Origin of the sequence: Halospina denitrificans (assembly GCF_004364635.1) — a bacterium.
In the GTDB taxonomy this organism is placed as follows: Bacteria; Pseudomonadota; Gammaproteobacteria; order Pseudomonadales; family Oleiphilaceae; genus Halospina; species Halospina denitrificans.
In genome coordinates this window covers 713,245-726,864 of sequence record NZ_SOAX01000001.1, presented here as the reverse complement: position 1 = coordinate 726,864, position 13,620 = coordinate 713,245, and the positions used below count along the sequence as shown (strand labels likewise).

Sequence of the window (13,620 nt, the reverse complement as noted above, 5' to 3'; positions counted from 1 at the left end):
GTCGGAAACATGATTGTCGTACCGCAATCGCTTCAGCCATCAAAAAAGCACTGGACATCCGAGTCAGACATCATGAGCCCCCTTGATTCTGAGAAGCGAATGTCGGTGTAGAGCCATTTGGAGCATTCCCCCATGGAGAACTGGCCATCAAAAATAATAACCCCCGGTTCCCGAGTTAGAGTTGTCACAGCACCTGACCGAATAGGGACGGTAACCAATCGAACCGACGGTACGGAGCGTCGACCACGGGTTTACGTAGCATTCGACAATGAACCTCAAGAGGCCATCCTCGTCTCTAGCCTCGAACCTATCGAAGATGAACCGCTCAGTGACTATGAAAGATTTGAACGCGGACTTTTCGGCGGTGTTCACCACCTAAGAAAAGAAATCACATACCGTCGCCTGAGCGGTAAGCTCGCAAACTTAATATACAGCCTTAACACCACTAATACCCACTTCCTCGGCTATCAGTTCAAACCAGTACTAAACTTCCTGGATTCGCCCAGCAATGGCATTCTCATCGCAGATGAGGTCGGTTTGGGTAAGACCATAGAAGCAGGCCTCATATGGACTGAGCTAAGAGCGCGCATGGACGCTCGACGAATTCTAATCGTATGCCCGGCTATGCTCAGAGAGAAATGGGTCCAGGAGCTGGCAGCACGTTTTGGAGTAAACGCTGATATCGTGGATGCGTCTGAGCTTCACAAAAAACTGGAATCCGCGTCAGCTAGACCCAACGAAGAATTCGCTTTGGTCGCCAGTCTACAAGGATTACGCCCACCACGCGGGTTTGAAGAAAGTGACTCCAAAAACGGTGCCGCCAAGCTTGGGCGTTTGTTAGATCAACTCGGAACAGAAACACCCTTACTCGATCTAGCGATCGTCGATGAAGCCCATTATTTACGAAATGAAAGCTCGCAAACTCATAAATTTGGCAAGCTGCTGAGACCAGTATCCGAAAACCTCGTTATGCTGTCAGCCACACCAGTTCAACTGCATAACCGGGATTTGTTTAACCTCCTCAATCTACTTGACGAAGATGCATTCCCTTACGAGTCAGCTCTAGAAGAAACCCTTCACTCAAACGCACCCCTCGTCGGTCTGAGAGATAAAGTCTTAGCGGGAACGGCAAAACCAGAAGATTTCACTACTGCGCTTGGAGAGGCAAATGACCGATCAATCTTCGGAGAAAGCCTTCAAATTGAGTATCTCGAGAACAATATCCCGTCAGAGGAGGAGTTAACAGAGCCACAGGTGCGTTCGGAAGTCGCCAATCAAATTGACAGAATTAACCCTCTGAACAAGGTAGTTAGCAGGACCTTAAAAAGAGACGTGACGGAAAATCGGGTCCTGCGGATGCCCGCTGCTCTCTCCACGAAGATGAGCGACGTGGAGCAAGATTTCTACGAGCGGGTTACTCACAAAGTCCGTTCTTACTGTGCAGATAATAGCCTGGCTACGGGGTTCATCCTTACGATCCCACAACGGCAGATGGCAAGCTCAATGCCTGCTGCCTGCCGAGCATGGCAGCGAAAGCTGACCCAGCAGGAAAAAGAAATAGAAGAGATAATCTATGAGCTAGACGGACAGGACCTCGAAGCTGATGCGGACGAACCGACTCAAATGAGCTCCTTGATGGAAGAGCTCGTGCACATTAGTCAGGAAGTCGGCAGCTATGACCAATTAAAAGCCAATGACTCTAAATATAACACGCTTATCAACAACTTAAAGAAATACTGGAAACAATATCCGCAGAAAAAAATTATTCTTTTCGCTTTTTATAAAGAGACCTTGTACTACCTGAACGAGAGGTTGAGTGAGGATAACGTCGGATCTGTGGTTCTCCATGGCGGAATGGACAAGAATCCGATTATTCGTGAATTTCAGGAACGTGACGACCAACAAATTCTTCTCTCCTCAGAAGTTGCCGCTGAAGGTGTTGACTTACAGTTTTCCAGCATGCTGATCAACTATGATTTGCCCTGGAACCCAATGAAAATCGAACAACGCATTGGCCGGATTGATCGTATCGGGCAAGCAGCCGAGCGTATAAATATTTGGAATCTTATTTATGAGGACTCCATTGATGAACGCGTATACACAAGACTCCTGGAACGTCTTGATATCTTTAAAGTCGCCATGGGAAGCATGGAAACGCTTCTGGGAGACCAAATACACCAACTGACAAAGGATCTCTTAACCCATGAGCTAAATGCCGAACAGGAAAAAGAACGCATCGAACAAACTGCGATGGCGTTGGAAAACAAACTTAAACAGCAAACAGAACTAGAAGAGGCTGCTCCTCAGCTCATTGCTCACGGAGACTTTATACAGAACAAGGTTCGAGCAGCCCAGGAGTTGGGCAGGTACATCCAAGGTGATGACCTTTTCCTCTACATCAGGGATTACTTGACTGAAAACTACCCAGGTTCCCGCCTTATACAAGCTGACGACGCTGAGTGTTATTTCTGCGAACTCTCCACGGCCGGTCGCACCGATCTCTCTGAGTTTATTACGCACAATAACCTCCACGGGAAGACACAGATCCTGAGCTATAAGCCCAAGCCACTGTTTTTCTGCAACAAACAAGGGATCTCATCCTCAAGGTGTGAAAAGATCACACAGGATCACCCGTTGACCCGTTTTGTCACTAAAGGATTATCGGCCAAACCAGCCGGTGCAACCGACTATGCCATCCATGCTATGGAAGTTCCCAGAATAGAGGTTGGCCAGATAAGCAATGGCGTATATGTATACGCGATCGCTCGTTGGTCGATTTCCGGGGCACTGGATACTGAAAGACTCTCTTATGTCGTAAAGAATCTGGAAACAATGGAGAGCTTATCTAGCGATGACGCCGAGTTTGTCGTAAACACGGCAGCGTTAAAGGGCTCTGACTGGAATGCTGCAAGAAATGAGATAGATACAGAATACGCTGTTGACGTCTTCGACGAAACAAGAGAAGAATTAGAAGAGGACTTCAAGAGATACTCCAACGCAATGGACCGAGAAAACCAAGATCGCGTCAAGATGATGATTGCAACTCTCGAGAAAAGACTCAGCAATCAGACGCAAAAGATACAGGAAAGAATTGAGACGTACCGACAAAGTGGCGATCAGAAAAAGCTACGGATGGTTGCTCCGGAGGAAGGTAAGCTAAAAAAGCTGAAAACAAGATTGACGGACAGAATCGAAGAGCTAAAGAAGCGCCAAAAAGTTTCGGTCAAATCTCATTTTGTAGCCGGCGGAGTAATAAAAATAAAATAGGGAGATTTACCAATGAATATGAAGAAAGCCTTAATTGAAGCATTTGAGGAAGCCGGCGAAGAATTACCGAAGAAACGCAAGCCTTCAAAAGAATCTAGCCACGAAAGCAAGCCCTCTAAGGAGCAAACAGAGGCTGGCTCGAAGCCATCCATTTCTAAAACGACAAAGAAGTCTACTAAAGCTTCAGATACTCCTCGAAAAAAACTGAATATAGCTGAAAACCGAGAAAGGCCTCAACAGTCAAAGCGTTCCGCCAATTCAAAACCCTTCTCCTTAAAAGTTAGCGCGGAAGCTAAACCTAGATTTGGAGCTGACGAACGCACTTTTACTCCCGATTTGCTTCATCTGAATAAATCAGGAACAGAAACCTGTATTGCCCTATCTGATCCAGAAAAGCAAACCGAACAAGAACTATTTCTTGGCCTAGACCTTGGAACCTCATCTCTGAAAGCAGTTATTGGCGACCGAAACCTGCAGAAGCATTACGCAGTACCTTTTTTCGATAGCCAAGGCATTGAACAATACCTACTCCCAACTCGTTTATACGAACACCATAACGCTTGGGCTCTAGAAGGCTCTTCCCATACTTACCGGGGCGATCTGAAACTCCAGTTGATGAAAGAGAGTCCAACCAAGGAGGCTAAATTACGAGTTATCGGATATCTAGCGTTAGCGATACAACGCATCAGAGGCTGGTTTTTTGAAGAGCATTACTCCACCTATAAGAATTCGAACTTGTTATGGAGCATTAACATTGGGACACCCTCCACAGAGAAAAGCACCTATGCCGATCGCATTACTCATATAGCTTGGGCTGCGTGGATTTTAGCCGCCCGGATCCCAGAGGAAATAAATTCCGAAAACGCTGACCTGGCTCTCAGCCGGGCAAATGACCTGATCGCTGGCAAGGGAAAGCCGACCGAATCTGAAGATATTGAGGTCTACCCAGTTCCGGAAATCTCGGCCCAAGTCTACGGATACGTAAGATCGGATGCGTTCGATCCAAATGCTCAGAATCTTTTCCTTCTGACGGATATAGGCGCGGGAACCGTGGACTGTGCCTTATTTAAAGTTAGAACGGAGAAGACAGAACCCGAATTTCTGTTTTACGTGAAGTCAGTGGATCCTTTGGGGGTAATCAACCTTCACAAAGCCAGACTTTTATGGTGGCAAAAGGTTTTTAAAGCTTCAGAAACAAAATATCCAGAATTAGAGAGCGCAATTAGTGATGAGCTCAACTCGCTCGGCAAACACCAAAGGGTTCCGGGAACCTGCTCAGACTACTTTACCGGCGTAGAAGTCCATAACAAGGATAACAGAAGCAACCCAGACCTGGATTTTAAGATCGCCATAAAAGAACTGATCCAAGACAACACGCTGCTGAAAGCGCACCATGACGGCGGGTGGCATGAAGAAGCTCTAAGAAACACTCCTTTCTTCCTCACCGGTGGCGGCACGAGGATGCCTTTTTACAAGCAGATCAATGAACAAGTTCAGCATCACCCCAGAGCAGCCTTCCTAAGGCTATCGCCAAAACGACTGACCTTGCCCGACAATATTATTGCCCCAGGGCTTCCACAAGACGACTGGGATCGTCTATCAGTAGCTTATGGTCTAAGTTTTGACAAAGTGGGAGAGATCGTAGACGTTGATCGCGAGCAATAATCAATCCGGATAGCAGGCTTTTCAACGATCCAAAAGGAAAATCCTTTACTTCTCCACATCATTCATTAGGTCACCTTCTTGGCTTCAAACCACTCACTCATTGCTCCATAACCAAAAATGAATGCCAGTTTTCTTGCTCGCGTAAGGCTTACATAGAGAAGAGCTCTTTCTTCGTTCTCCCGCTGGCGACGCGTCACCGCATCGGCAGCGGATCTAATGACGAGATTAAGGGGGACAAGCCCCTCATTAACAGAAGCTACAAAAACCGCATCGAACTCAACACCTTTAACCCGGTGCATCGTCGCTAGATTAAGAGAGCCTGCCGGAGTGTTCGCGCTACGCCCATCAAGGATATGGCAGGTCTGATGTCGATTCTCCAGAGCGGATCTCAACGCACTTACCTCGTTACGGGTGCGCGCTATAACGCAGCAAGCTTCTGGAGAAAGACCATTTGCATCAAGCTCAGTGAGGACCTGGTCCGCTTGTTCTTCTAGCGAACTGAACCACTTCACCTCAGGAACGGGTCCGTGCATTAGAGAATGGTAAAACTGTTGGGTATCTTTCCCCCCGTCGAGATCATCGACTTCAACGCCTTCCAGGATGCTGACGGCGAGTCGGCGGGTTTCATCCGTTGTCCGGTAATTTACTTTTAGGCGCGCACTGCGACCCCGAATATCAATCCCGCACTGCCCCAACACCACCTTGTTTTTCCCATAGATTCGCTGGTGCCCATCTCCGACGATAAACAAATCGTTTGGGGCCCGAGGCACAAGGGCCCGAACCAGCATAAATGCCTGAGCGCCCATGTCCTGAGCCTCGTCTACAATTACTGAACAAAGACTGGGTCGAAGCTGGGGCTGGCCTTCCAGCAAATGACGAGCGTCCCGATAAACATCATCCGTTTCTTTCAGGTGATTACTAGCGAGCAAATGACGGTATCTCTCAAAGACCGGCCAGATCTCGACCCTCTGTTGTCGATTCAGACGAGTGCCGCGGCCAATCCGTGATGCTTTCTTGTATTCATCAACGCTATTCACAGACTGCGGCTGAATGACTCTGGCCCATTCCTCTTGGAAAAAAGCCATGCTCAAATCTGAACTGGCTGGCTTTTCCGAATAAGCTTGTTCCCAAAGGCGTCTTTCTTCTTTCGCATCAGCGAGGAGCCCATAGTCATACCCCTGCTTTTTGAGAAAGCTCATCACCCACGCGTCCAGGTTCATGACCTCAACGCGTTCCAGAGCTTCACTGGAACAGATCTTATTCAGGTTCTGCTGAATATCAGCGGCCAGGTTGCGCGTAAAAGTGGTAAACAAAACTCTAGAGTACTTGGTCGCCACGTGCTCCGCTAACCACTTTGCCCGGTGCATGGCAACCACCGTTTTACCCGTGCCAGCCCCGCCAAGCACTCGAACCGGACCATTCTTATTACCAGTTGCCAGACGCCGCTGCATGGGATGCAGGAACACCCGCCATTTTTCAATGGACTGGTTGAGAACCTCCTGGAGCGCTTGTTCATTATCCGCAACGGTGAAATGTGCCAGAGATTCTGGACGCGTAAGGGCGGTCGTAAAGTCTTCAGTATCCACTACGTCAGGCGAGGTCAGGACGATCTCGTTATAGGCTTCTTCAAAACTTGCCCCCGCCAGAATCATAAACAGCGCTTCATAAGCATCGGGCGGAATTTGATCACGCTCGCGGGCGGTTTCAAGATCCGCCTCTATTTTCATCGCCCTTACCAAATCAACAGCGTCCTCAGGAACACCTAACTGGAGCAACTGTCGATCCCGGATAGTATCGAACAGCCCTGGTTTTTCAGGCGCAGCTGGTTGCCTTGAAGTCTCCTCCAGAGGCCTCTCTTCAACGGTGAAGACCTGCAAGCTACCCGTGTTGGGATTGATCTCCACCTTACGCTTGGCAGCCCATTCGTAAGCAGGCTCGTGGTGATCAACATAGAGCATTAGGTACAGATCTTCTTTTTCGGCAGCCGCCAGGATGATGCGTACATCCTGGTTTGCACGAATTGAACGAAGCTTATTGTCCCTGAAGGCCGTGAGCTTCTCGTAATGCAGCCCCCCGTGCTGCGGGTCCTGCTGAAAAAGCATCACCGCTTTATTGGCCTGACTTTGCTCCTTTGGAGTCAACTTCAGCAGACTTTCGAAGTATTTCTCAGAGAACGCGACACTCGCCATTTCAGGCTCCTGAATTCATTTCGTTTAGGGCTTCCACCAATGCCTTCCCCGTGGTCGCGACGCGCCACCCATCAGCCTCCAGATAAGGCTTGGCCGCCATTTGATCAGGGACATCTTCCAGAAGAAGAGCCAGTTTATACGCCTCAAGCAAAATCTCAGCCTCGCCAACGACCTCGTCTGTATTACTCATTACTTCCTCTCCAACCTGCGCCTCAACAGGCAATTTATCGATGACGCCACTCAGCAAGTCAGCAACCTCATGATCGAGCTGGTCAAACCAATCTGGCGCTTCCTGAGACGCAGTTTCCTCGCCTTGCTGTGTCTCAAGCTCCGGCCAAAGCATCCCAGCAGCAATGCCGCTGTGTCTGGATTCCGGTGTCCATGCATAGAACACCGGCAAAAACTGCAGGAAGTTGACGACCGACCAAAATCGCTGCCACTGGTAACGGGCGCTACTCTCATTAGATTTCTGCAAGTCATAACAGGCTGAAACCATCGCTTCGTTAAGATCGAACTCCTGAAGCAAGTTTTGTCCGGCGAGCAGGCTCAGTGTTATCTCTGCCGCACCTTTTTCGTCACTAAGGGTTGCAGAACCTGCAAGCGCGACCGGATCAGGCGCAAGATCCGTAAACGCCACCGGCAGGCCCTCCAGTCCATCGAGCACCTCTTGTTTAGCTTCTTTACGTGCCAAAGCTTTGGCAGGAAAGCACTGCATAAGAAACAGTAATGCCTGCTGTTCGAATTCAACTGTTTCTTGCTTGGCAAGAAACGTCATAAGCAACTCAAAGGTCGTTTTATTCTGGTGTCTGGCGGTCTGACTGGTGCCCGCCAGCTTTGCGAGCCCGGCAATAGCCGTGTGGTTCTGTTCGGGGGAAGTCATACCCGTTAGCAAGGGAACATCCGTGGCCTTGTCTCCCATCACCTTATTCACGTCATACCAGGTCAGGGTCCAAACCACGAAACCGGCATGCATTAGCGCCTGGCGCTTCAAAAGATCATCACTACTTTTCTCAGCATGGTGTCTGTAACCATCGAGAAAGATGGCCACGGGCCGACCGCCACTGGAAGCAGGCCACAAGACGAAGTCGGGACGGCTAGCAAACTGGACGCCTTCGGACATTCCCATATCCACCTGTGACTCCACTTCATAGGCTGTGTTGCCAATAGTAAGGCGATAGCCATGCTTGCCTTTGATGATGTCCTGTGAAACTCGCACCTTTTGATTGCCGACACAGTCATCGCCCGAGAATCGTGGGAGAGCCTCAGGAAACCGAGCCTCCAGTTCGCTGTCGATCCAGGGGTTGCCCGCCAACGCACTCAGCCCCTGTTCATCCTCGATCCACTGGTGCTCTCCCTCAACGATATCCCTCAGCATCTCAATCGCCAGCTCTTTGCTCGTGCTTTCCATGCCATACGCATTGCGGTATTCAAGTAAGCAGCGGTAGCAACCATCCATCGAATTGTCGTAACAATCGCAGGCAGTCATTACGTCATAGGCCATCCTGAACACCGACTGCATGTTTTCCGCCTTGCTAAGGAGCTCGTGCAAATAGCCAGTTCCGCCGGGTACAGAGTCATAAAGAACAATAAAGTGGCGACGCTCATCCGTCTCATCGACTGGCTCGCTCTGATGCGCTGCTCGCAGGTGGTCGACTTTGCCGCCGAACCGTCGCTTCAGGCCAAGTTGCAGGGCTGCAACAAAGGAATTGATCTGCTCTTCGGTACCCCCAGTGGAAAGGCGAGGCAGGAGTATTCGCAAAGCTTCAGATGAGAAGCGCCGGTATAGATAAAGGCAATTTTCTATTCCGATATCCTCGCGGCCATCAGGCAACTTCTTAGGCCCGCGAGAAAAACTGCATGACTTCAGGTGGGTTGCTTCCCCTTTGCCTGCAGCCGCTGACCGGGTTTGCACAGAACCACACTCCCTGCAAATGGGAAATCCATTGCGTTGTAGATTTTGCCCCGCGACTTCGAAGACAAATTCTTCTCCTTCACGCCGACCAAAGTTCACCTCCAGAAAATTCGCAGAACGGATAAATTCAAATCCGAACGGTTTATCCTTATCGTCCAGAACCCAGGTAATTGGCACATTGGATGCCTTGAAATCGAACAACATCTGCTTATTGAAGAAAACCGGCTCGCGCTCATCAGATCGGTCATCTAGTACGGCATCCTTCGCATTCGTGAACGCATAAACCTGCGTCATCTTCAGCATCTTGGTTCGCGCGCTTTCGTCACTCCATCGATTGGTGTGACAAGCCGGACACGCCTTATCACCAAAGCCTGAGTTTGGATCGTCGGCTGGCGCCGAATAATGGCAGCGCGGGCAAAATCGCCAGTCTTGAATATTCCGACCCTTCGCTGTTTCGACCCGGGAGATTTTGACTTTGCGGTTACCGGCATAAAACACCGATTCGGGGGCCAGCTCCGTCAAGGCAGCCTGCGCTGGTCGCTGGTATTCATATTCCCGTTTAACAAATTCGCGTTCCGCACCATCCCCACCAGATGGACGCTCCGAGCGGAAAATGACTGAATGGAGCGTGGTACCTTCCTCGGGGAAAGCGTAGTTAGGCAGCAATCCCTCATCAGTAAAGAAATTCAGGGTCTCCCGCTTATTCAAGCGGATGCGCATACTCCTGTAGCCAGCAACCTCTCGTTCGAGTTCGACTATTTCGTCTTGGGTGTGCTCGTCTTGGGGCTGCTTACGCAACTTCTCCAGCTGGCGATCCAATTCCTTGATGGTAGAAGCCATCTGCTTACGCTCATCAGCGACCAATTTCAGCCGCCCCAGAAGATACAGCTGCAAATGATCGTCTCGATGCTGGGGGCCGCCAAACAGGTACTGACGAAGCAATTCAAGATCGTCGCCACTCAGTTCGGTAGCAACGTGCCTACTGAACTCGTCCCAAATCTCCTGCATGTTGTGCTTCAGGAAGTTCAGAAGCGTGTAGGGGAAACGATCTTCCTGGGCCTTTTCCACTGCATCCAAGACCGCTTGCATGGTGACAGGGATCTGGTTATCGCCATTGGCATTAAGAGTCCAACAATCCATGGTGTAAGCCAACAGTTGTCGGCGCAGTACATGCCGAGCCTTGAGGAACACCGCAGGTGGCTCCACCGGAGCATCCAACATCCGACTCGGGTCCGCATAGAACACCAGGTCGTGGGGCCGGCCATTGGCAACGGTAAGAACGAACGAATTGCCGTCTCGACGACCTCCACGCCCTACCCTCTGCAAATAATTGGCCTGTGCTGGCGGCACCGAACACAACAACACACTGGACAGATCGCCTACATCAATGCCCATCTCCAGTGTGGGCGTGGCTGAAAGAAGGTTGAATTCCCAGGGTTTATTACCATTGATGAAGCTGTTTTCAACCCGCGTCCGTTCACTCGGTCCGAGCAGGCCGGTATGTTCATGGGCGATCACCCGGTGAATCTCTCCGTAACGGAACAGGTTGCGATAAAGGGACTCACGCACTGCAAACGTGTTTTCATATACAAGGGACGGGTGAGCAGCAGTGATGAAGGGCAAGCCAATCCACTCTTCTGCCTCATTGGATTCAACGTACATCGGGCGGTGGCCAGGACATTCCACTCCCTGTACTTCAGTTGTAACGCTGAGCAATTCTGGATTGACCGCCCATAGCTTTATCCCACGCTCGTTCAACTCCTCCTTTAAGAGTTGCTTATCACGCAGGGTCTCTAAGGCAGCCACAAGCACATGTTCAAGTTGCTTGCGATCCACCAAGGCATCAGGGTTCAAGCAGGCCAACCAATCTTCATACCAGGACTTCGAATTATTGGTGCTGTTAATAGATTCATAGCCCTCGCCCTTGCCCAATGCCGGATACTTTGGCCGTGGGGAAGAGGGACCAAGCGGGGGGGCATAATCCAAAAATGACAACAGATAAGTCTTACCCGACTTTTCACGATAGTACCTAAGATCATCCAAACCTATGGCGCCCAAGCCCACCAGGTGCTGAACGACCCCCCTCATAAAGCCCTTGGCCTCTGACTCGCCGATGCGGTAGCCAAGCCTGTTGTCCACCGTACTTGCCCATTCTGTGGCGGCTTCGTTCACCAGTTCGGCAGGCCATTGCAACGCTGCGATACCCAGGCGGTTGATGGATCGTCCAACCAAAGAACGCCAACCCAAATCCTCAAGGGCTTGCCAAAGCATCCTTTCTCGAATGAGTTTGAGTAAGGAGGTTGGATCTTCGACTTCCCCAAACTGCTCGAACGACTCGAAGTCGGCCCTGTAGCGTTTATCTGGCGGCATAAACTCACGCAGATAACTGGGTAAATCAAGCTTTCCTTGATGGGATCCGTAATTTAACCACCATTGCTCGAACAATTCGGGGAGCTCCAAGAGAGCCACAGGTCCAGAGCAGCGCTCAAAGAACTGAGTCAAAGCCATTCGTACGTTGTTTTGCCAAGTACGTGCAGCAAAAAAGCCAGCCCGGTGTGTCGCGTCCTGGACGGAATCGCTGAAAGTGAGCAGCCTTCGATCATCATTGTCGCGACTGCTAAACAACTGATGGATAGCCACTGCGCTCAAGCTGGCAGCTCGCGCACCAAAAACCACCAAGGCCGATTTTGCAGAACACCAGGGACAATCGTGCTCGTGCACCACCTTTTTCACGTTGGCCCGTTGTACTTGTTTCAGCTGGTGCGGCTTGCTGACTCTAACCAAAGCCTCATTACCAGCCTGGCATCCCTTGCACTCACCGGTGTACTCCAGCGCCATTGTTTTCCCGCACTCGCGACACACTCTGAAACTGTCTAAGTGCATTCCTGCTGGAGACTGCTTTTGCCCACCCTGCCACGGCAGCAAAAGGGTGGTTTCAGACTTATTCCCGAAAAAGGCGGCATAAATGGACTGAAGATCCGTTTCAACCACCTGATCCGTCGGATGACTCAACTCCATCGTTGTTAACCAGGCGGTGGCATGACATTCCCGGCATTGAACTAAAGGCAGTCGAACTTGCTGCTGATTCTTCGGAGGGCGGTCATCACCAAACGAAAGCAATGGAGGACGGCTTGGTGCAGAATTCCCATCAATATCCTCCCCATCCGCTGACAGTGCTTCAGGCTCTCGTAAGGTACCCAATATCCGCCTTAGTTCTCGGGACCAGAGCTGAAGACGCACTTGAACGAAAGGCCGTCCCACCTCATCCCGCGCATGGGCCATCAAAGACAGCAAGGCGACAAGAGCCACCGCTGGCTCCCGCTCAAACCGTTTCGGAATCTGCGCTGCAAGTTTCTCAACCAATTCCCGAAACGTTGGCGTGGTTTTGCTCAGCTTCAGCTGACGCAACAGATTAGCCAGCTGGCCGTGATGCTTAAGCTCTTTACCCAGGGCACTGCGACCCGCTTCTGTATTCAGGTCGTGCTCTGGCTCCTTGCTGAAATAGAACTCGAAGGCTTTATTCAGGTATGGGACCAAGCCATCCAGCATCGCGCCTTGTAGATCTTCAGGCCCGATTTCAGCGTTTGGATTGAGGTAAAGGATATCGTCGATGAATTCGGAATCGTTCTTGCGTTGTTCCGCAATCACCGATCCTCGTTGGAAAGGACTGGAGAAGATATCTGAGGCGTATTCCAACAGTCCGCCAATACTGCTTTCACCGCCCAAAGTGGCGGAGGTACCCGCGCAGATCAGTTCCTCGTCGCCTAGCTCAAACCGTGCCCGCAAACGGCGAATAAGCAACGACAAATCCGTCCCCTGAGCGCCGTCAAACGTATGCAGTTCGTCTACTACCAAATACCTCAACGTATCCGGTCCGTTGTGCGCCCATAACTTCTGGTCCTTGGGACGCATCAACAGGAAATCGAGCATTTTGTAGTTGGTCAGGAGGATATCGGGGGGATTATCTCGAAGAACCTCCTTATCAGTGATGACATGGTCCAGCCCCATGGATTTGGCACCCTGACCATCACCACCTACAAACAGGCCTACTCGCAACCCTTTTAACGCTGGCTGACTATGAATGATCTCCGCGAAACGTTTTGCTTGGTCACTCGCCAAGGCGTTCATCGGATAGATCACGATCGCCTTGATACCCGATGCGTCGTGTCGCTGGCAGTGATCAAGGAGCGGATAGAGAAAACACTCGGTTTTACCAGATCCCGTACCCGTGGCTACCAGCGTGTTAGCCGCTTGCTTGTCCGACGCTAGCCGTTGCCATGCCTGTTCCTGATGGGCATAGGGAGGATGTTCGGTTTCAAAGCCCTGAAAGAAATCCCGACCTGTCGATCCCGTCAAAAAAGGAAGCCCGACGGACACGTAAGGCCCCTTCAGAAATGCCTCGCCATCCTGATGCTCTTCCACCAGGCGGCGGAATTCACCCTTGAAAGGATCCGTCTCAGTTTCAAAGCCGGTGACGATGAATTCGCGCAGCGCGGCCGATACTTCATTGGCTAACAGAGCTGGGATCATTCTTATTATCCGTATACCTTATGGACTCAGCAGAACTGAGCTGCTCTCTCAGCTCTG

4 protein-coding genes are annotated in these 13,620 nt (G+C 50.6%); 2 read left to right on the top strand and 2 right to left on the bottom strand.

Features of this window, described 5'->3' with window-relative positions; all coding sequences use genetic code 11:
- Positions 1-132 precede the first annotated feature (132 nt).
- Together DES49_RS03340 and DES49_RS03335 are read left to right on the top strand one after the other, a co-directional pair.
- Positions 133-3,267, top strand: a complete 3,135-nt coding sequence (locus DES49_RS03340; RefSeq protein WP_208297008.1) for an SNF2-related protein — start codon at positions 133-135, stop codon at positions 3,265-3,267.
- Positions 3,268-3,279: 12 nt separating this feature from the next.
- A complete protein-coding gene (locus tag DES49_RS03335) occupies positions 3,280-4,932 on the top strand; it encodes a hypothetical protein (protein ID WP_133734942.1) in 1,653 nt (550 codons plus the stop codon).
- A gap of 65 nt (positions 4,933-4,997) precedes the next feature.
- Here DES49_RS03335 and DES49_RS03330 read toward each other — a convergent pair whose 3' ends face one another.
- The gene (locus DES49_RS03330; protein WP_133734941.1) at positions 4,998-7,121 is read right to left on the bottom strand and encodes a UvrD-helicase domain-containing protein; all 2,124 of its coding nucleotides are present in this window, start codon (positions 7,119-7,121) and stop codon (positions 4,998-5,000) included.
- Position 7,122: 1 nt separating this feature from the next.
- Positions 7,123-13,563: a DEAD/DEAH box helicase gene (locus DES49_RS03325; protein ID WP_133734940.1), complete on the bottom strand. Its 6,441-nt coding sequence runs from the start codon at positions 13,561-13,563 to the stop codon at positions 7,123-7,125.
- Between the last annotated feature and the right edge of the window lie 57 nt (positions 13,564-13,620).

What these genes read in the sequence shown, in the direction of transcription:
- DES49_RS03325 (WP_133734940.1), bottom strand. Translation starts at nt 13,563, where the DNA reads ATGATCCCAGCTCTGTTAGCCAATGAAGTATCGGCCGCGCTGCGCGAA.
- DES49_RS03335 (WP_133734942.1), top strand. Translation starts at nt 3,280, where the DNA reads ATGAATATGAAGAAAGCCTTAATTGAAGCATTTGAGGAAGCCGGCGAA.
- DES49_RS03330 (WP_133734941.1), bottom strand. Translation starts at nt 7,121, where the DNA reads ATGGCGAGTGTCGCGTTCTCTGAGAAATACTTCGAAAGTCTGCTGAAG.
- DES49_RS03340 (WP_208297008.1), top strand. Translation starts at nt 133, where the DNA reads ATGGAGAACTGGCCATCAAAAATAATAACCCCCGGTTCCCGAGTTAGA.